The organism is Paenarthrobacter sp. Y-19 (assembly GCF_029223985.1).
In the GTDB taxonomy this organism is placed as follows: Bacteria; Actinomycetota; Actinomycetes; order Actinomycetales; family Micrococcaceae; genus Arthrobacter; species Arthrobacter nicotinovorans.
In genome coordinates, this window is sequence record NZ_CP119414.1 from 476,960 (window position 1) to 496,625 (window position 19,666).

A 19,666-nucleotide genomic window follows, 5' to 3' on the forward strand; every position below is an offset into this window, starting at 1 on the left:
ATTCAGGTACTGATAGTTCCCTAGCCTGGCAGTCGTGGGGCACCATCGTATTAAATGATGCGGTCGAAAAAGTCCAAGAAATCCGTCGAGTTCAAACACTGGCGAATTATTGCATGTAGCCAGGGCTTACTTAAAGGCCAAATATTTGCATTTATTGCAGCCCTTAATTACTGGGGAGCTTTAGTGAAGATCACTCCCATCATCGGGGAAGACACAATGCAGGAGGATATTTAATGACTAGTTTCTTTAGAAACGGCAGGACAAAGTTTGCGCTATTGGTGGCTCCGGTCCTGTTGCTCGGGCTTGGGGCTTGTGGTGCCGCTCCAGATGCTGGACCAGGCAAGGACACGAAGGCCTCAACTGCCGCGCCGAAGACCATGCAGGATTGGTCTCTGGATTACGCGTCTTGCATGCGAGGTGAAGGCTTCGATATGCCTGATCCCAGCTCCAACGGAGTCGCGGAAATGCCTCAATTCGATGACGACAGCGGAGTGATGGCCGCCCATGAGACCTGTGTAAAGAAGATCGGTACCGCCCCTGTCCAATCGGGTGGAAAGAGCAAGGAAGGCATGCAGGAGGCCCAGCGAAAGATCGCGCAGTGCCTGCGTGATCAAGGAGTGGATATCGAGGACCCCAAGCCTGGCATGGGTATGGCCTTGCCAGAGGTGAGCGAACAAGTTATGGCTGCTTGCGGTCTGGGCGCCAAGGGCAGGAACTAGAAAATGACACTTTCACGGGCGAAACAATTTTGGGCTAGCGCACACAGAATTGACTCATCAACACAGTGCGCTGTTCGGCAACATGACGGTAGCTCTCCGAGGAGTGGGCGATGAAGACACAAAAAGCCTCTCCCGCTGCTGATGGTTCCAGCCGCCCGTCCCTGAGGTCCAGAAGAGTCAGAATCTGGTCAGTCATCGCAATTGCGCTCCTTATTGGAGCCATCGGAATGGCGATGGCACTCCAGCTAACCAACGCATCTGCAGCGCCAAAGGAAGAACAAAAGGAACCTCCCGCGACGACGGCCGAAGTCAAACGAGGTGATTTGATGTCCTTAACGCGTGCCCAAGGAATTCTTGAGTACGACGGGACGCGGCAGATCTCATCCGGCGTGGGTGGTGTCCTCACAGGCCTACCCGCGGCTGGTGGTTCCGTCGGCCACGGGGGGACGTTGTTTTCGGTCGACAACGCACCCGTGGTCCTCCTACACGGAAACCTCCCTGTATGGCGAGAGTTTGCGGCAGACATGACCGACGGCCCTGATGTTGAACAGTTGGAGAAGGGGCTGGCGGCGCTGGGATACTTCCCGTACAGCCCAAATCAAAGGTACGACTGGAACACCATCGTGGCCGTGAAGGCCTGGCAGAAGGCTCTTGGTTTAAAGCAGACGGGAACCATTGAGTTGGGCCGCATCCAGTTCAGTCCGGGAGACGTCCGTATTTCGAAGATTCTGCTGAATATTGGCGATCAGGTCGGCGCTGGAGCAGGCGTCATGACGGTCACATCTGCGGACAAGATCGTCAAGGCGGAACTTGACGTTGCCGATCGCAGCTCGGTAACGGTTGGGGGAGCTGTGAACGTGACATTGCCGGACAAGACAGTCTTGACCGGCAAGATCAAAGAGATCGGTCAGCCGGTGGAAGTGGAAAAACCCACCGGCAAGAAGGTCGTCGTACCTATCCTCGTATCAGTGGATGATGTCACCGCGACGAAGGAACTGGCCGGCATAGCCGTCAGCGTGACTATTGAACAGGTTAGCCGCAAGGATGTGCTGTCAGTGCCCGTCAGTGCCCTGATGGCCATTGCCGAAGACAAATATGGTGTTCAAGTCGTATCCGACGGATCCCTCAGGCTCGTCGAAGTACAGACCGGTGTGTTCGTAGGTGGCTTCGTGGAAATTCTTGGTGGCGAGATCAAAGCTGGAGACAGAATCGTGGTCGCGGGATGAGTGAGTCGATCGTCGAACTCAAGGATGTGTCCCGCGTCTACGGCAGCCCCCCGGTGCGGGCCCTCGATGAGGTAAGTCTGAAAATCACCAAAGGCGAGCTAGTTGCGGTTGTCGGACCGAGCGGGTCAGGAAAGTCAACGTTGCTGAGCATCCTCGGCACCTTGGATCTGCCATCCGCAGGCGAAGCATTTATAGATGGCTGCAATATCACGGACCTTAGCGATAGAGGGTTGGCTGCCCTCCGCGCTTTCCGAATTGGATTCGTATTCCAGCAGTTCCACCTTGCGGAAGGTGTGACCGTCTTGGACAACGTCTCCGACGGATTGCTCTACACGGGAACTTCCCTGACTGAGCGACGAGAACGAGCAGAAGCGGCACTCCTGCGAGTCGGGCTCGGGCACAGGTTGAGTCACCGACCCAACCAGCTCTCGGGCGGGGAAAAACAGCGCGTGGCGATAGCTCGTGCGGTTGTAGGAAATCCAGCCCTATTGCTGGCCGATGAGCCTACCGGGAACTTGGACACGCATGCCGGCGAAGGCATTATCGATCTCCTGTTCGAGCTCAACGAAGCAGGCACCACCATCGTGGTCATTACTCATGATCTCGATTTGGCTGCTCGTATTCCCCGGCGGCTGATGATTCGAGATGGGCAGCTGACAGGGCAGGAAGTTTCGAACAATCTCGGGGCGAACTCGTGAACGATTCAAGAGTGCCGCGCCTACTGTGGTGGGACATTGTGCGGCTGGGTTCCAGCGGACTTCGTACGCGTCCGATGCGCTCAGTACTTTCTGCCCTGGGCATTGCTATAGGTATCGCCGCAATGATCGCCGTCGTCGGTATTTCTACGTCCAGCCAGGCACGCTTAAATGAGCAGTTTGCACAGCTTGGCACAAATTTGCTGACCGTCACACCCGGCAAAAGCCTTACCGGGAAGGAGGCGCCCCTTCCCTCGGACGCCGTCCAGCGCGTTCGACGCATGGCTGGCGTGGAGAGGGTGAGTTCGATATCGGAGATAAAAAACGTCAACGTGTATCGAAGTGACGTCTCTGATCCTCGAAGCACGGGTGGACTCATTGCTTACGCGGCAGATCTGGAACTTCTTGATGCGGTTGGAGCAAACCTTTCTTCGGGCAAGTGGTTGGATGCGGCGTCGAGTAGATACCCTACCGTCGTATTGGGCAGCAAGGCGGCGTCCCGACTAGGTGTTGCGACCCCTGGAGGACAAGTATTTTTGGGGGGAAAGTACTTCACAGTAATGGGAATTTTGGAGCCTGTTCCTCTGGCGCCAGAACTCGACACGGCTGCGCTCGTCGGTATCCACGCTGCGAGAGACTATCTTGACCACGAAGGCGAGCCCACTACCGTCTACGAAAGGTCAACGGAACAACTGGTGGAGCAGGTGCGGAAGCTTCTCCCCGCCAGCACGAAACCCGAAGCCCCCAACGAAGTCAACGTGAGCAGGCCCTCCGACGCCTTGGCAGCAAAATACGCGACGGACCAAGCCTTTACGGGGATGCTTGTAGGCTTGGGGTCAGTCGCGCTGCTCGTCGGTGGGATCGGTGTAGCGAACACGATGATAATTTCGGTGCTGGAAAGGCGCAAGGAAATCGGCCTGCGGCGGTCCCTCGGGGCAACCAAATCACATATCAGAGGACAGTTCCTCACCGAAGCTGTCCTGCTTTCTGCCCTTGGTGGTCTTGCCGGGGCAATCCTGGGATTCGGCGTGACCGCCGTGTTCGCATTATCCAATGGTTGGTTGCTGTCGATTCCTCTGTCGGTGTTCCCGATTGCCATCGGCGCCACTGTGGCAATTGGCGCCTTCGCAGGGCTCTATCCGGCAATACGCGCCGCTCGACTCCCACCCACCAGTGCCCTCAACGCCTGACGCCGCCGCCTCCGCATCCTGGAAAATCGAAATGCGGGGGCGGCAGTACGGACGCTAACGACGTAACGGGTCGCTTGGCACCTTGCTGATCCCGGCTGACCGGATGGAGGACGGCATCAGCCGAACAGCGGACATAACGACTAACCTGCAGGAAGAACATGCATGAGCCTGGACTTGAGCGGACCGACAATTGCACTCCTTACCACCTTAGGCATAGCCGCTGTTCTCTTCACATGGAACTTCTTGGCCTTCGTGGTCGTCCTCTTGGTCGCCGGTGCCGGGCGTGCAGTAGCATTGCTCGTCTCGCCCAGCCTACGAGTCCGTAACCTCCGCCGGTATCCGCCAAACCGCTGAGTTGACGATCGTCGGGTTCGTAGTCATTTGTGGCCGCGGCAGCATTCCATCATTCCGGCGTGTGCGCTCGAAGCGGTAGGGAGCAAACCCTATGTGAGAGGCTCCTGCACATTCATTTGGAAGCGCTGAGGGCGGTTCCACAATCGCCCAGGGTGTTCAGCGATCAACTGGTCCTCAAGCACTTTTGCCTCTGCCTTGGTCGGCACAGTCTGCCAGCGAACCTCCAGATGCGCATGGTTGATCGCGGAGCGGGCAGCCGTTGTCGCGCGCATCGGGCGACCTGCGACGGCCTCGTCGAGGCGGGCTTGAAGCCACGCAGGGTCGGCCAGTGCTCGGTCCATCGCGTGCTCACCAAGACCAGATGTCGCTCCCCGCCCGCTCGCGTAAATGGATAGCCGACCACGGACGCCTGTCCCCTTACGTTCCCCCGCCATCCCGATGTACACCGGACCGGCTTCCGGCTCGTCCGCCTTCCGGAACATATACACACCCGGGAACAACGGGGCCAGCGGCAGCGCTAGATTGAAAGTCACCCACTCAGACCAGACCCGATGCCCTGTATCAGTCGCCGGCAGCTGGTGATCCACAACTTCGGAAGGGGGAGTGTGAGCAGTTGGTGCACTCTTTCGTATGACGAGGTGGCGGTCATACTCGGCAGCCAGCTGCTCCACATACCAGCCGGCCAGATACCACCGGCCGTTCTTCCTGTTGGGGATTTGAATGGCCCCTGCAGGTCTTTCCGCACGTAGCCGATTGCGCAGCTCCAGTCCCTCGATGCCCAGTAGACCGGCTGCTTCATTTGCCGTGATGCTGTAGTCGTCCATCGACCCATCCTTCCAGCCCGAGGGTCATTGCCAGACAGGGATGGCGGGCTATCGGCACAGTTCGTAGCACTTTTCCGAATTCCGGGGCCTGAGCCTAGGCGGTAGGAGGATTCAGCAGGGGCAATTTCCCCTCTTTTACGAGGTACCCAAGAACGACTAGCCCGACCGCCGCGGAGGTACCGATCGCTACGACCCTTGCGAAAGAACGCTCGTTTGCCTGCCGAATTTCCTTCTCATTTCCTCGAACCTGTCCGAGCACGCGTTCTTGGGCTTGGATCAACCGGTACCTCTGCTCCGGGCTCAGCCCCCCGCGGGCGAGCTCGTTGTCTATCGAATCAATGAGCTTGTCGGCGGTCTCCTTCACTCGCTGCGCGCCGCGGTCATTGGAAGTGAGGAACTCACTGAATCCCTCTCGGACCGACTGGTGGCCCGCAGCGAGGTGGTCGAGCACCTCGGCTCGGTTCTGAATCATTCCGACGAAACGAGCCGGGTGCTGCAGCGTCTCGTCGACGAGTCGGGCGAAGGTGAGGGCAAGTCGCTGCTGAGCTCCTCTGCTGCCTCGCCCTTCTCACTCTCATCGGTCATCGTGTCCCCTATCTCGGCGCCTGCAAATAATGGTAACGGCTGTTCCAGTGGCGATGCCGATACCGAAAGTACGGCATGCCATCGCCGCTCGGTCCTCGGCGCCCCTGCAAAGAAAGGGCGGTTACTCGAAGTCCTCGGGATTTGCTGCCTTCAGAGCGTCCCAGGCTGCAGCCGTCCATAACGCCTCGGCTGTGCTCCTGGATGGAAGATACTCAACGAGCAAGCCCTGAGCTTGCTGAACCAACTATTGCGATCATTGTCCATATTGCTGCGAGCTCCGTGCACGTGTGTTCCCTAAATCCGCCTCAGCCTCAGGCCCATATCAGGAAGCCGACAACTTTAATCCTTCGCGAGTTCGTACAGCGTGCCGTGTTTGCTCATCATCGTGGATTCAACTGATTTGGACAGTGCGGAGTCTTGAACGAGGAGGCCGAACTCGATGTTGCGGTTCTCGGCACTGAACGAAAAGTTGGCACTAGTCAGCAACAGGATTTCATGGTCGATGACGACGAACTTCGCGTGACTGACTACGGGCCTTCCGTTCGGCAGAATGGCGGATCTATAGACGGTCGCACGTCCGAGATGGGATTTGACTTTCGCGGCATCGGCTTTGTCCCCGTCTACGTACACGGTGACGGTGACGCCGGGTTGTTCAGCACTTTCCCGGAGCACTGACCACATCTTAGAGGTCTTCTCGAAGTTGTACGTTGCGCAGGTCACCGACTGGCGGGCGGACCGGACGAGCCGGTGAAACTCACCTGTTAGGTGCCCGATTTTGGCTTCATTGCCGGGCATGGTCCAGACAGGCGTCAGGTCCCGATGGGCAGTCTTAGCTCCGGCGACAGCCTGTAGGACGGCAACGGACCGCTCGATCTCAGTGTGCCCCAGCCCGGCGACTGTAAGGAGAACACGGGCTTTTTCTCGACGGGATGCGCTGACCGCTCCGAGAGCCTTGGTGACGTGCTGTCCCGTGGCGAGCTGCGCAGCTATTCCCTCGGCTTCGGCAGCTGTGAGGAACTCCCCGAGCGCGGCGAAGGGGTCAGACGGCATCCACGCTCCCGAAGAACCCGGGCACGGTCGGACCCATCGTGGTTGGAAGGTTAAGCAGGAAACGCCGATCCAGGAACCGGTTCGACTTCTCGCATGAGGTCTCCGACACAAAGGTGCAGCAGTGGCACGCAGCGCCATGGAGAAAGTCCTCCGGCTCGCTGGGAGTGCGCACCGCACAAACGGGGTCCGAAGAACACCGCGCCGCTCTGCGCAAGGCCCGCATTACTAGGCCTTCCAGTCTTGTGGGTTCGGAAAGTGCAACGAGCCCGCCGAGCGTTCCCTCGCTGTCGGAGGCTGTGGTGCAGATGAGCAGGCCTGCCGCCGCCTCGCGCTGCGGCCCCGTAGGCCACCCGTAGATGCGTTCAGTGAGGCTGGCCGCGCCATAACCGCAGGACATTGCCATCTCGCGAATGAGCGTATGGGCAAAGGTGTGCAGGAGCCAGTACCGTGGGCCAGGCAGTCGGGTATCGGGATCCACTGATGCGGCGGTCTCTGAGAAGCGGCGGGAGAAATTCAACTGGTGTGCTTGCTTATGAGCCGCCCACAGGGGAGAGCCGAGGATCTTCTTTTCCCAGGCGTCCACAGCGTTCAGGTCGAGCTGGAGGAAGATACCCTCGCCGCGGTCCTCGGTGGCCGGGACCCAGGCAGGCTTGCCCTTGCGCGTCAGTTTGACGAGCCGGCTGGCAACATCGTTCACGCGGTCCATCTCGTCGAGCCGGGTGAATCCGAGAACGGCATTGATTTTTTTCATCCGGTTCACTGCGACCACCCGTGCGATTCGGGAGTGGAGACTCTGCCCCCGCTCCATCTCGGTGACCATCAGCCCGCTGGAGTTCTGCTGCTGTGGGAACAATGCCGGCTTTTGCAGGTACCGCCATTCCGGGACAAGAAGTTCCACCGGATCCCAGGTGGCGAGCTTTTCCTGACGGACCTCTTCCGGGTCGACAGGCGCAAGCACGTCCGCGACGGCCGCCGCGAGATTGGGGTCCGTAACACCCTTGAGGTCGACCTTGCCGTCGGCCACGTCTTTGAGCGTGCCAAGATCGGAGGCATATTTGGCGATCTTGTCGATGCCCAGCGCTGCCCGTAATTGGTCGGCGAGAGCCTCGGCTTCTTCTGCTTCTGTGCGCGGCATGACGATGACCGACTGGGTGGAGGAGAACCACAGGTTGGATGCTCCCATCATGATGAGCGCTGGGCGTGCATTACATTCGGCATCGAAGGCGTTCAGGTGCGGGTGCCTTCCACGGCATTTCTCCGGGAGCTTATCCCGCCCGGCCGTGCCCTGGGCTTCGGCCATGCCACGCGTGGCGTTGCAAGACGCGCAGCTGATGACCGAACCGATGCTTTGGCCGATATTTGCGTCCCGCATTTTCAGATCGGGCAGCACGGCTTTCGGACATGGTCCGCCGCGGTGCACCCATAATTTATAGGGGAATTCATCGAGGTGGCCGTTGGTGCAGGTCAGCAGGTGTGGTGCGGGAACAGCAGGGCTCTCGCGCTTCCGGCCGGTCGATCCGGCAAGCTTCCTGCCACGGCCTGGACAACTCTGGTGAGTGAACTGGGCGAGGTCCGGGCGGAAGGGGTGGGTGTTAGTGTAGCTGAAGCGCGGCAGGGGTCCTAAATAGTCGCAGCCGGTGCAGCGGAACCACTGGGGGAAGGCGCGCGCCGGAATGCCGAGGTCGGATCCTTCTTTGGACATTGATCCCTTCTTCGGCTGCCATGGGAACGGGCGCAGAGAATCGACTTGGGGTCCGAGGTGGAGGCGTACGACATTCAGCAGCCGCGGTTCGACGATCGTCGGAACGAACTCTCGGCGCTTCCAGATCGGTTCCCAGTCATCGAGCCCGGCAGGCATTACAGCGAAGCCCGGAAGGTCCATGATCGCACCAGGACCATAGGTATACAGCAGCGAGGAAGGGCGCGCCGAGCCAACCTTCGCGCGGTTCTTGACCCCGCCTTCCTCGGCGTCTGCGAGGGGGTCGAGCGATTGCCCGGCATCGTGGATCATAGCGGGACTGCCGGTTGGCTCCATGTTGTCCTTATCTGAGGTCATGGTTTCGGCCATCAGTTGTCCTCTCCCACAGGCAGAGTCCACTCCGGGGCTCCATCGGGTGCTCGCAGATATAGCCGGTCGGGAACCGGGCTGACTAGAACATTGATTTCCGGCTGTACCTCACGCATCGAGTTGGCGATAATGAAGGGTGCCTCGGATGATCCTCCAGCGGATGCCCTGGCGTTCTCGGGGCTGATGATCAGCGGCAGGTATTTGTCGCCTTCTCCAGTGCGTTCGTACACCAGGGTCTTGCTCATCTCCGCGGCCAATTTTGCGCGTTGGTTCCAGCGGTCGATCCGGTTGACCAGCAGGTCGCTTGCCCGCTTGGCTGTGTCTTCGTCCTGAGCGGCAGCGGCAATGCGTGCCTTCAGCCTCTCAGCCAGGGCCTTCACCGCCGTTGGATTGTCCTTGATGCGCCAGGCGTCGCGTTCCGGTGAGAGACCCTCGGAGGCGGGGGCCTGCAGCACCCGGGCAGCACTGACAAGCAGGCCGTCGATGCCTCGCTCCAGCGAAGTGGGCGAATATGGTGTCACAGAAAGCGCCTCGACCTGGGCATAGAACGTGGCGTGGTAGTTCCGGAACTGCTCGAAATGTGCCAGGTCTCGAGGCCGGGCCCAGTTCCCGAGGGCGACCACGAGGCCGGGCCGGTCAGAGGCATCGCGGCCGACACGCGAGGACGCTTGGATATACTCCGCGGTGTTCTTCGGCTGCCCGACCACGAGCATGAGCCCAAGGCGCTGCACGTCTACCCCGACCTGCAGCATGGAAGTCGCCAGCACGACGTCAAATGGTGCCTCCTTCCTGGTCAGGGCCTTCTTGTGTTCCCGGATAGCGGCCACGCGGGACTGTGCTGCGGTCGTTGTGTCGAAGCCGGGATCGAACTCCAATCCGAGCCGGTCAAGCGTCCTTCCGATCTCGGCCGATGCGATACGCGACGTCAGTTCGGCAGTATGCAGGTTGCCGAAAGCCGCCCCAAATCGTCGGGTGAAGCCTGATTCCTTACGTGGGCTGCCGACCCGGCTTGCTACGTCGTCAGCTATGTACCTGGCCATGCCCGCCAGCTCACGGGTGGCATTGAAGTACCCCACCAAGGTCATGTACGGATCCGCAGCACTCCCTGCCTTGTCGAAAAGGAGTTGGCCGGCCAGCAACAGCACCTCGGCGACCCGGACCTCCGCACTTGAAAGCCGCACGCCCTGGGCGCTCACGCCGATATACCGGCGCCCGGGATTCGCCCGGCTGATCGGGACGTCCCGTGAAAAGTAGGTATCGGCGACATCGAGCACCTGCGGGGGAAAGATCTCGACCTGACGCCCGTACAGCCCCCGCACCTGATCCTGGGCATTGCGGACGGTCGCCGTGGAGGCCACGATCAGTGGCTTGACCAGTTTGCCGGCCTGGGTTTCCCAGGAGGAGAGGGTCTCCACTGCTGCTTCGAACAGGCCGACCGCCGTGCCGAGCGCACCAGTGATTAGGTGCAGCTCGTCTTGGATGATCAGGTCCGGGGGGCGCAGCCGGTTTACCGCCTGAACCGTTGCTGCCGGGTGTCCGTTCTTGCTCGCCGGGTGGGTGGTGCTGATGTCGCAGTTGGTGTAGTCGGCATGAACGTATCCGTGTCGTCCGCAGCGGCGGCTGACATAGCCGAATAATGCGGCGGCTTCGCCCTCACGGGCAAGCCGGGCGAACTTATCCACAGTTGCGATCAAAAACGCGGGGGCGAGGCGGTAAATCTCCTCATCGACGGTGAGTACCGGCAGGCCTTCGGCGACAATGCCGCCCTTGGAGAAGGGGCAGCGGGCGAGGTCATCGCCACAGTAGACGAAAACGCGGCGGACTGTTGAATCGGTCTTGACCTGGGCAGCGGTGATGGGTGTGCCGCACCACGGGCACCGTTGGATCTGGAGGACCGTCAAACGATGTGATCCATATTCGTTGGCCTTGGTGAGCTGCTCGTCCGCCTCCTCAAACCGCTTCGGACTTACGTCAGTGCCGACCCACAATCCAATGCGGAACGGCTCCGCGCCCCACGTTTCCTCGTCCTCGCGCCGTGTCAGTTCGGCAGCACACATCAACGTGGTCGCACGTTGGAACTGCTGTGCCGTGAGCAACCGCAGAGTGTAGCGCATAAGGACCGCGACGCCCTCCCGTCCGTCGAGGGGACCGTCAGTTGAGTCCACCAGTCCCTGGCGGCGTCGGATCGCGAAGGTGTAAGCCGCGAGGCCAAGATACGCCTCGGTCTTGCCGCCACCAGTGGGGAAGAATAGCAGCTCCACCCGCGCCAAATGCTCTGCACTGCGAGACGGTGCCGTGGGATCGGTCAGCGCGCCAAGCTGCATGAGAATAAACGCTAGCTGGAACGGGCGCCAGGATGCAGCGTCTGTTCCTTTTTCGGCCACCACCGCCTGTGCTCTTTCGATCGTCACCGTTGGGTCAGATGCCCGCAGGGCGGCAACCTGGGAGGCGATGCGCTGGTCGCGCATGACGCGGTTCATGAATTGGAAGCAGCGCAGCGCTTCAGGATCACTTGCAACGTGTTCAAGCCCGTTGGCCAGCCGTTGGTGGGCCTGGCTGGCATCCCACAGGACTCCCTCAGCAGTGCCCTGCAAATGTTCCGGAAGACCCGATGCCGTGGCAGCCTGTTCCTCGAGCCATGCACCGTATCCAGAGATCAAGGGAGCCATGCCCGCTCGAAGATCCGCAGGTGTCACTGTCGAGAGTGCATCCATCGACAGCTGGGCATCTTTGACGGAGCGTGCGAGCGTCTGGGGAGTCTCGGCGACGGGAAGCCATGTCGTGGAGACGGCGGCCGCCCGCCGTGATCCTTGGCGGACCACCCAGTCGACAGAGCAGGTGCGTCCGATCGCGAACTCCAAGCGGTTGCGGTACTGGAGGTTTAGCCGCCTGACCTCTTCGTCGTGTTCCGGCCAGTTCTGCTCCAGCTCGTCACGCACCGGGAGGAACACCTCGGCCCCGCCGGCATCGATGCGGAGGTGGGTCTGGAACATCCACATGTTCATCGGGATCGGCATCGGCGTCTCCCTGTCGTTGCACAGCGCGATCTCCACCAGAGTTCGGCCGAATTGCGGGTCGTCGTACCGGTCGATCCTCAGGCAGATCGACTCCCGCAACGTGATGGTGGCGGTCTTTCCCGGTACCAGATCAGCGAGCTCCACGACGCGCCGTTCCACGGCGGGCGTGCGCTGGTAATGGCGGATGGGGCGGCCCGACTTGGTGACTTGGTCGGTCTCGACCGTTGAGTAGGTGCCCCACGACGCTGTCACCGTGAAGGAGCCCAGGTCTGCGGGGACCTGGAACCGCAGCCCCATTGAAGCCGGGATCATCAATCCCTGCTTTGGGGTGCGGTCATCAGGGTCATCGTCCTCGGCATCTGCCGTGCTCTCGTCGGCGGCATTGGCAGGTACACCGCGCTGCTCACGGGCGGAGTCGTCGTCCATGCGGGCTTCTATCAGATGCCCGATCTCCGGGTCGCTCTCGAAACCGCTATGCTTTAGCGCCGTGCTTGTGAGCTTCACCGGGGCAATATGCCCCACCAGGTACTGCGAGCGGGGACTGAACGGTAGTACTTCCTCAGGCCCGTGAATCGGCCCGAGGAGTTCCCGCTCCAGTATGTCCGCCAAGTTTTCGCGCACCATGAATGACGAACCGTCCAGCTGGTGGTTGAGCTCGTAAGGCTTCTGGGGCGCGCGGGCCGTCGTTTCGCTCATGAGAACAGTGCCTCTGCCTGTTGTGACTTCGACTTGCCTTTTCTAATGCTAGTAGTCTTCTTCGGGCTTGCAGCGGCCTCCACTGCCGCCCGGCGGTGGTTTTCCTCGAGCAGGCGACGCCGCAACTCGTCGCGTTGAGCGGGATCGCACGTAAAGCGTCGAACTCCTGCCAGTTCATGAAACCCGTGGTTGAGGTCGAGATCGTTCCACCCGTAACTGGCTACTACCGCACCATCAAGGGCCATCTGTGCCTCTCGAAGTCGGGCGACCGCATTCCCGCCCGCACTTGGCTCGTCCAAAAGGTTGTATAGCTTCGTCGGCGACGTGACTTCTAAGAGAGCCTCGTCCCGCACCGCAATGAAATCGTTCGCAGCGATCAAGAGATCCGGATTCTCAAGGTCGGGAAAGGGAAATGTTCGAAGGCAGCGCGACACAACATAATTGCTTGTGGTGCCGCGGCCGGTGCGTGTGCGTTCGAACCAAGCGGAGTGCACGGTCGATGAGAGAACGCCCAAGACGGTAGCAGCCGCTGACGCGATTACCACGACCTTATGCGAGAGGAGCGGACGGTGATCCTCTCTGAACAGGAAGACTGGCACACGCGTGTCACCTGCCAGCACGATGAACCGTTCCAGTTTTTCAACTTCCCGGAAGAGCTCCTCGCGTTTATCCCAAAACGCCCAGTAACGATGTTCATGCACCTGACTTGTGATCGCATCTCTGACAGGCTTGACAGTCAGACGGAGATGCTCAAACAGATTTGGCATTTCACTGCGAAGTGAATCTTCATCGAAGTACCTCCCTACATCGATCACATGACGTCCCGATTGAAGTCCTGCCATCAACGTCTGGCCGTTGACGAACGGGCGCAATGCAAGTTGCTCCGCGTCATTGAGAATCGCCAAGATCGGTGCGTCTGCATCAAGAACGAATCCCTCGCCGTAGGCCTGAATTCCTCTACCGGCAAGGAAAGGAAGCTTCAGAGGCGAGGCAGATGTAACATCCGCCTCACCTGCGTCACTAAGCGCGGGAGATAACGCCGAGACGGCCCGGCCATCAAGGATTGGTTGAATCTGTGATGCGGCTGAGCTTCTTTTGGATGCCCAGATAATCGCCGCGCCCGTTGATACCTTCCCTGGCCAACGGAAGGCCGACACCGCTCTATATAGGGTTCCTTGCTCTGCCAGGAGTTGAGTACTCATAAGTGCAGTATCGCCCTGCCCAATTCGATCCGTGGCGATCAGCCCCAGGGATCCGCCTTCAGCCAGCAGCAGCCACGCCCGTCGTACGAAATGAGCACTTATGTCTGCTGAACCCTTTAGCCCCCTCAGATCTGCCTTGATCCAACCTTCAAAGTTCGAGCCATTTGCAATGGCAATCTTCTTCCCTGCGAAGAACGGCGGATTCCCCACGATGGCGTCGAAGCCGCGGTGGTCGACCATGACGTCTGGAGTTTTAAGCACCCAGTGGAGGGGCTGCCAACGCTCGTAATCGGTTTCCACAGTGGGTCTGAGCCCCTTGTCGATGATTGCATCGAGCCACGTACTGTCAGTTTCCCCACCGCTGGTTCCGAAGTGCGCCTCCTTCACGGCCGCCCGCAGATTCTCGTAGGCCTCATCGAGCGCTTTGCTGGGCTTGCCCCCATGGGGCAACCCAGCGGCGATCACGCCGTCAGCGATCGCCCTCAATGATGCGGTTACCTCGTGAAGCTCTCGCAATTGTCGGTACTTCGCGGCGCTGCTGCGGGCAGGGTCGTCTTCATCGATCTCCGAGGCGAGCCGATCACGCAGGGCCACCGCTTTGCGGATGATGACGTCAACGTCGGTGTGGAAGATGTCGAGCATCTCGTCGGGAGTCGTCCGCATGGTGTCAAAGTGGAGTTTGCGGACTTGATCGAGATTGGTGAGACCGAGCAGGGAGTTGCCGACAAACACCTTGTCGTCCACGAAGGAGAACGGCATATCGCGGTCGAGGGACACGAGCCAGAGCGAGAGCTTGCACATCTCAACGGCCATGTGGTTGATGTCAGCTCCGTAAAGGCAGTTCGCGACAACCTTGCGTATGGCTCGTAAGTACAGGTCCTTGCGACGGGAATTCGTTGGGTCTTCCTCGGTCCATGCCTCTACCAAGCGGTCGGCGAGGTACCGAGCGGCGGCGACCAGAAATGCTCCGGATCCGCAAGCTATATCGGCGACCTTGAGCCCGAGCAACTCATCTGAGGACCTGAGTTTCCAATGCTTGCTGACGGCGGTCTCGTGCGGGCCGGGCGAGTAGCACAGCGGCTGGAGAGCGTGAAACACGACATCTTCGGCCAGAGACTTCGGTGTGTAGTGGGCGCCCGCGTTCCTGCGTGACGGGGTCTCTTTCACAACCAACCCGCCGGCCACGACAACGAACGGGTGGCCTCGCAAGTCGGCCCGGACAAGACCAAGCCAAGGCTTGATGCGATCGCGAAGCGAGTAGTCGTCGCCGACAGCCTGGGCAAGGGCACTGATTGCGCTTGGGCCAGCCTCACTCGTGATGGCTTTGGCGATGGCAACCGCCGATGCAGGACTTGCAGATGGTTGGTCTTTGGCGATCCATTCACGGACTGCCGCGGCAAGCTTCTTCGGATCGGGATGGACGGTTGCAAGCTCTTCGAGTGTGGCCAGCGGGATCTCGGGCTCGGCGCCGGTGGATCCGATAATACCAAGGGTGGGCTCGCTGACGCGTATTGCTGTGTAGCCGAGGAGGCCCTCGTAGATGTAACCGATTTGTTCGACGTCGATATCCCTGAAAGAAATCTGGCGCGTCTCCCCCTGAACATATGCGGTTTGGATGGAGCGCAGCACATGCAGCATTACGCGATCGGAGACTGTTATGACCAGGGCGCCCTGTTCATTTGTGTCCGTGAGGAAAGGGAACCGAACCGGGTCGAACAGCGATCCGCCATATGCGGGCATGCGCAGGTTTTCGAACGAGGCCCCTTTGTAGAGAGCTTGGCTGGTTGCGAGCAACCGATGCCAGGCCAAAGACGTTGCGTCGAGCGCTTCCTCGCTTTCCTCATTCTTCCGGCCAGTGAGCCGCTCTAGTTCGCCGGCGATACCGTAGCCCTGCTCGAAAAGCTCGCCCGCAGGAAGGAGACCGCGCTCTTCGGCAAACAGCAGGAACACTGCCCGCATCATTACGGTGACCGCGGCCTCGTAGATGTCGTGGGAACGGTCAGGAAGCGGGTTGGGCAGGCCACGGCGTTCAGCTTCGGCAGCAGATTCTGAATACGACTGGATGAGCAGTTCGACAGCCCGGCGTACCTGCGCGCCGAGGGCCTCGGTAATCTCGTGGGCTGCGGCGATGGATTCCTTGAAGAGCACAGGAAGGCGCTCAGCGGGGTCGCCGCCGATTATGTGCTGTCGACCTATGACGGTGAGGAATGCGTCACGGGCGCGCGGTTCTTCAACCCAGCTCAGCGCGTCCACGATGCCGGAAGCGGCCATGCTGCCCTCACGGGCGCAGACCAAGCCCCACCAGCGGCCGTCGGTGACGACGCCGACCTCAACATTGTTTTCGCGCAGCAAGGCCTCACAGCGATCGACGGGCGTTGCTGCCCACAAGTCGCTGGGTGTCTGGCGAAGTGAGTCTGTCGGATCCACGACGAGCACGAGCGCATGAAGGCCGTCTGTGCCGACAAGTGCCCCCTGGGCAGTGATGGTGACGGCGCGGTTGGGAGACTGTGCCTCTACACCGGGGACGACGCCCCATTCCAGCGACTCACCCCAGCCGACGACCTCACGCAGAACCGTCTCGACCCACTTGTCGCGTTCTGTCCGGTAGTCGCTCAGCCTGATGTCACTGTCGGCCTCACGGTCGAGTGTCTCCCATGCAGCCTCGAACGCCTTGCGGGCATCCACCAGGGCCTCGAAACGGTCAGGGTGAGTGGTGCGGAAGTCCGGGATGCCGTTCGGCCAGACCCTTTTGAGCGGGGGAATGGCGAGGAAAGGCCCCTCAGTGTCGACCAGTTGGAGCCACGCCCTGTGCAGGTCTGTAGCGTTGCTCTTCAGACCCGTGACCTTTTTTGGTCGCGCCATCAGTTGGTCCATCCTTCTGCGTCTTCACGGGTGAGGGCAAACACGACCGCTGCGGCCGTGGTGTGCGGCTTGACGTCGACATACCGCTCTTTGATCGCATCGATCTCACGGGCTTCTTCGTCATCGAGCTCGGCCAGGCGGCGTTCCATTGCCTCCATGTCCCGGCGCCGCTGGCGTTGCTGGTCATCCGGCAGGAGCATTGCGGCCGCCTCATCCTCGGCACGCCGGAGTCGGGCGAGCGATTCGCCGAGGTTGGTCCGGAATGCCGAGAAGATGTCCCGTGCCCGCTGGACGTCTGCTTCCTGACGTCTTGTGAGCTGTTCAAGTACTAGCTCGTGGCGACGGCCAGCGCGGGCCTGCATGGACTCTTCGAGCCGGATTCGCAACGGGGCGTCGGAAACGTTCCATAGGTCGCAGAGCTGGTCACGGACACGTTCGTCCGCCAGTGAAATGTGCTCCCCGTCGAGTGCGTGGTCAAGGGCGGCTTCAGCCTTTTCCTCTGCCATCGCGCGGCGTCCGTGGAGGCGGACACCGACCAGGAATACTTCCTCGTGAAGGCGGATGCCGCCCCTGCCGACGAGGACCATACGGGTGACTGCGGCGACGAACGACTTAGGCAGATCGTCGACCACGACGGCGGTGACTCGACTGAGAGGGGAGTCGACGCTCCAGAGTGATCGGCGCAGAAGTCGTTGTGCCTTCTGCACGATCGGATGTCCGAGGTGCACGTACACGACTTCATTGCGCCCGTCCGCTGCTTGGGCATCGAAGGTGATGGGGCGTAAGGAATCTGGTTTAAGACGTGTCGGCAAGCCTCTGACGGCGGCACTCCATCCCGCCGACAGGCTTGGCACATCGAATACCTCGGATTCGGTGAGCTCCTGAAATTCGTGGTTCGGCGAGAGTAACTGCTGGTGGTTGATCCGCAACGCGGTGTCGACTACCCTGCGTAGGTTTGCCGGGTCCAAGTGCATTTCCGTGCGTGATGCCTCGTAGCCCTGTTCAAGCTGTGTCAGCCGCGCGTTGAGCTCCATGCCGCCGGCTAGGGCGGTGTTGATGACGTCATTGGTGTCTACTCCCCTTGCCTTGGAGCGTGCAGATGAGCGCTTGCCGAAGTGGCGCTGGATCTCGTCGCCGATGACCTGGTTGACCGAGCCCAGGTCTTGTTCGACGGTTGCGACCTTCCTCGCGACACGGGCCATGAAGGAGGCATCCGCGGCGTAGACGGAGGAGTCGCTGGCAGGAGCGAAGTGATAGACCAGCGGCGCCTGTTTCTGGCCGTACCTGTCGATGCGGCCGATGCGCTGCTCCAGGCGCGACGGGTTAAACGGAATGTCGAAGTTCACCAGCCGGTGGCAGTGCGTCTGGAGATCGATGCCCTCGCCGGCGGCGTCCGTGGCGAGCAGGACGCGGACCGGTTCTTTCTTCGGGTCCTCTGTAAACTGTGACCGGATGTACTCGCGGTCCTCCGGCGACGTGGTGCCCTGGATAACGGCCAGCCTGTCCCCGTACCCGCGCTGGGTCAGCACACGCGTCAGCCAATCGACGGTGTGGGCGTACTCCGTGAATACGACCACACGATCCGTCGAAAAGGCCGCACCATCCGGACGGCACACCGAGTCGAGGAACTTCAGCAGCTCATCGAGCCTGGAGTCTGCGCGGGACTCGTAGCTCAGCCCCCATTCCATGAGGGCTTTGAGCTGCTCGGGTTCCGCCGCGACGAGTGGATCGGAACTCTTGGATTCGCGCAGCCGCTCCGCTTCGTCCTGCTCCCACAGACCCTCTTCCTCATCCGACTGCCCCTCGCCGAAGACGTCATCGTAGTCGTCATCTGCCACGCCACGGCCTGCCCTGGCGCTCAGGTAGTGCGAGAGGGTCTGTCCGAATGCAAATGGACTGGACAGGAACCGCTTCTTGAGCAACATGGTGACAATGTCGCCGCTGGGCTTTGTACCATTGGCCTTGGCACTTCGGACGACAATCTGATCCAGGAGCTCGAACATCTCCTGCTCGTCCTCGCGCGGAGTGTAAGGCAGGGAGCTGACCTTGCGCTTCTTGAAGTCCTTGCCGGTCAGGTCGGTCTTCAGTCGACGCACTGTGACGTCTTTGAGCGCTTTTGAATCCAGCAGCGCGCCGCGGGAGAAGCGCCTGGAGTCGATCATCTCCATCAGTGCAGTGAAGGACTCCGGGTGCCCATTGTGCGGCGTCGCAGAGAGGAAGAGCCGGTGCTCGCAGCGTTCCGCGAGATCCCTCACTGCGACGGTGCGCTGGGTGTCCACCGCGTACCCGCGGCCGCCGGCGTTTGCCGGGGGACTGGCAGGAGCCACGTGGTGGGCCTCGTCGACAACGAGAATGTCGAATGCGAAGCGTTTCGCCGTCTTTGGGCTTTTCACTTGGGCGTACACATCGCGCAGCAGTCGCTGCGAGCGGACTTGGGGCAGCCAAGCCATGCTCACGATGACACGGGGGAACATGAGGAAAGGGTTGGCGTGCAGCCCGTGCGTGCGGCGGACCTCTGCCATCAGCTCAGAGTTGACGATGGTGAAATCCAACCCGAACTTGTCGTGCATCTCATCCTGCCACTTCAGCGAGAGGCTCGGAGGACATACGATCACCGCGGTGCGGGCACGGTGCCGCAACAGCAGTTCCTGGACCACCAGGCCCGCTTCGATTGTCTTCCCTAGGCCGACATCATCAGCCAGCAGCAGGTTAGTGCGGGGCGCTCCGAGGGCACGGCGCAACGGTTCAAGCTGATATGCCTCGACGTTCGCGCCGGACCAAAATGGAGCCTGGTAGCGGTTAGGGTCAGCACTCGTGACCGCACCCCACCGCATTGCATCCACAAAACCGGCCAGAGTAGTCGGGTCATCGAACTGCTCAGCATAGATCGTCTCCGGCAGTCCCTGTGCCGGGGTGACCGTCTGACCGACTTCCAGCTCCCATACCACTGACAGCTGCTCCCCGAGACGGTCCTCGTCAAGGGACTGCAAATCCACCACATGCGTAAGCTGCGCCGCTGATTCGTCCGCCGGGCTTCGGGGCAGCCCTTGCGCCCGAACGTTGGCCACAGCCCATGTTGACCCACGAACTTCGACGACCTGGCCGGGCTCCGGCAACGGCGGTGCGACAACAGCTGATGCTGACACGTGTATAGCTCCTAGCTCCGTTGTTTCACCCC

At 60.7% G+C, this 19,666-nt stretch carries 12 protein-coding genes; 4 read left to right on the top strand and 8 right to left on the bottom strand.

Features of this window, described 5'->3' with window-relative positions:
• Positions 1-233: 233 nt before the first annotated feature.
• Positions 234-719, top strand: a complete 486-nt coding sequence (locus tag PYR64_RS02330; RefSeq protein ID WP_275778119.1) for a hypothetical protein — start codon at positions 234-236, stop codon at positions 717-719.
• Between the two features lie 34 nt (positions 720-753).
• Here the strand turns inward: PYR64_RS02330 and PYR64_RS02335 are convergent, their stop codons facing one another.
• Positions 754-915 carry a hypothetical protein gene (locus PYR64_RS02335; RefSeq protein WP_275778121.1) on the bottom strand — a complete coding sequence of 54 codons (162 nt, stop codon included), beginning with the start codon at positions 913-915 and terminating at the stop codon, positions 754-756.
• A gap of 31 nt (positions 916-946) precedes the next feature.
• Here PYR64_RS02335 and PYR64_RS02340 point away from each other — a divergent pair, with 31 nt between their 5' ends.
• From PYR64_RS02340 to PYR64_RS02350, 3 genes are all read left to right on the top strand, one after another.
• A complete protein-coding gene (locus PYR64_RS02340) occupies positions 947-1,945 on the top strand; it encodes a peptidoglycan-binding protein (protein ID WP_275778123.1) in 999 nt (332 codons plus the stop codon).
• A complete protein-coding gene (locus tag PYR64_RS02345; protein ID WP_275778125.1) occupies positions 1,942-2,643 on the top strand; it encodes an ABC transporter ATP-binding protein in 702 nt (233 codons plus the stop codon). Before PYR64_RS02340 ends, PYR64_RS02345 begins: the two co-directional genes overlap by 4 nt.
• A 74-nt stretch (positions 2,644-2,717) precedes the next feature.
• The gene (locus PYR64_RS02350) at positions 2,718-3,830 is read left to right on the top strand and encodes an ABC transporter permease (protein ID WP_275779875.1); all 1,113 of its coding nucleotides are present in this window, start codon (positions 2,718-2,720) and stop codon (positions 3,828-3,830) included.
• Positions 3,831-4,273: 443 nt separating this feature from the next.
• Here the strand turns inward: PYR64_RS02350 and PYR64_RS02355 are convergent, their stop codons facing one another.
• From PYR64_RS02355 to drmD, 7 genes are all read right to left on the bottom strand, one after another.
• On the bottom strand, positions 4,274-5,008 hold the full coding sequence (locus tag PYR64_RS02355) for a hypothetical protein (protein ID WP_275778126.1): 735 nt from the start codon (positions 5,006-5,008) through the stop codon (positions 4,274-4,276).
• Between the two features lie 94 nt (positions 5,009-5,102).
• Positions 5,103-5,480, bottom strand: coding sequence for a hypothetical protein (locus tag PYR64_RS02360; protein ID WP_275778127.1), 378 nt, complete (start codon positions 5,478-5,480; stop codon positions 5,103-5,105).
• 452 nt (positions 5,481-5,932) lie between these two features.
• Positions 5,933-6,643, bottom strand: a complete 711-nt coding sequence (gene drmC, locus PYR64_RS02365) for a DISARM system phospholipase D-like protein DrmC (protein ID WP_275778130.1) — start codon at positions 6,641-6,643, stop codon at positions 5,933-5,935.
• On the bottom strand, positions 6,633-8,711 hold the full coding sequence (locus tag PYR64_RS02370) for a DUF1998 domain-containing protein (RefSeq protein ID WP_275778132.1): 2,079 nt from the start codon (positions 8,709-8,711) through the stop codon (positions 6,633-6,635). Before PYR64_RS02370 ends, drmC begins: the two co-directional genes overlap by 11 nt.
• Entirely contained in the window at positions 8,711-12,424 is a 3,714-nt protein-coding gene (drmA, locus tag PYR64_RS02375; RefSeq protein WP_275778134.1) for a DISARM system helicase DrmA, read from the bottom strand. The genes PYR64_RS02370 and drmA overlap by 1 nt, the downstream gene beginning before the upstream one ends.
• Positions 12,421-16,500: a DNA methyltransferase gene (locus PYR64_RS02380; RefSeq protein ID WP_275778135.1), complete on the bottom strand. Its 4,080-nt coding sequence runs from the start codon at positions 16,498-16,500 to the stop codon at positions 12,421-12,423. Before PYR64_RS02380 ends, drmA begins: the two co-directional genes overlap by 4 nt.
• Positions 16,488-19,634 carry a DISARM system SNF2-like helicase DrmD gene (drmD, locus tag PYR64_RS02385; RefSeq protein WP_275778137.1) on the bottom strand — a complete coding sequence of 1,049 codons (3,147 nt, stop codon included), beginning with the start codon at positions 19,632-19,634 and terminating at the stop codon, positions 16,488-16,490. Before drmD ends, PYR64_RS02380 begins: the two co-directional genes overlap by 13 nt.
• Between the last annotated feature and the right edge of the window lie 32 nt (positions 19,635-19,666).

Bases quoted from the DNA above. Each gene is read 5' to 3' on its own strand.
- PYR64_RS02330 (WP_275778119.1), top strand. From the start codon at position 234: ATGACTAGTTTCTTTAGAAACGGCAGGACAAAGTTTGCGCTATTGGTG.
- PYR64_RS02335 (WP_275778121.1), bottom strand. From the start codon at position 915: ATGACTGACCAGATTCTGACTCTTCTGGACCTCAGGGACGGGCGGCTG.
- PYR64_RS02340 (WP_275778123.1), top strand. From the start codon at position 947: ATGGCGATGGCACTCCAGCTAACCAACGCATCTGCAGCGCCAAAGGAA.
- PYR64_RS02345 (WP_275778125.1), top strand. From the start codon at position 1,942: ATGAGTGAGTCGATCGTCGAACTCAAGGATGTGTCCCGCGTCTACGGC.
- PYR64_RS02350 (WP_275779875.1), top strand. From the start codon at position 2,718: ATGCGCTCAGTACTTTCTGCCCTGGGCATTGCTATAGGTATCGCCGCA.
- PYR64_RS02355 (WP_275778126.1), bottom strand. From the start codon at position 5,008: ATGGACGACTACAGCATCACGGCAAATGAAGCAGCCGGTCTACTGGGC.
- PYR64_RS02360 (WP_275778127.1), bottom strand. From the start codon at position 5,480: ATGATTCAGAACCGAGCCGAGGTGCTCGACCACCTCGCTGCGGGCCAC.
- drmC (WP_275778130.1), bottom strand. From the start codon at position 6,643: ATGCCGTCTGACCCCTTCGCCGCGCTCGGGGAGTTCCTCACAGCTGCC.
- PYR64_RS02370 (WP_275778132.1), bottom strand. From the start codon at position 8,711: ATGGCCGAAACCATGACCTCAGATAAGGACAACATGGAGCCAACCGGC.
- drmA (WP_275778134.1), bottom strand. From the start codon at position 12,424: ATGAGCGAAACGACGGCCCGCGCGCCCCAGAAGCCTTACGAGCTCAAC.
- PYR64_RS02380 (WP_275778135.1), bottom strand. From the start codon at position 16,500: ATGGACCAACTGATGGCGCGACCAAAAAAGGTCACGGGTCTGAAGAGC.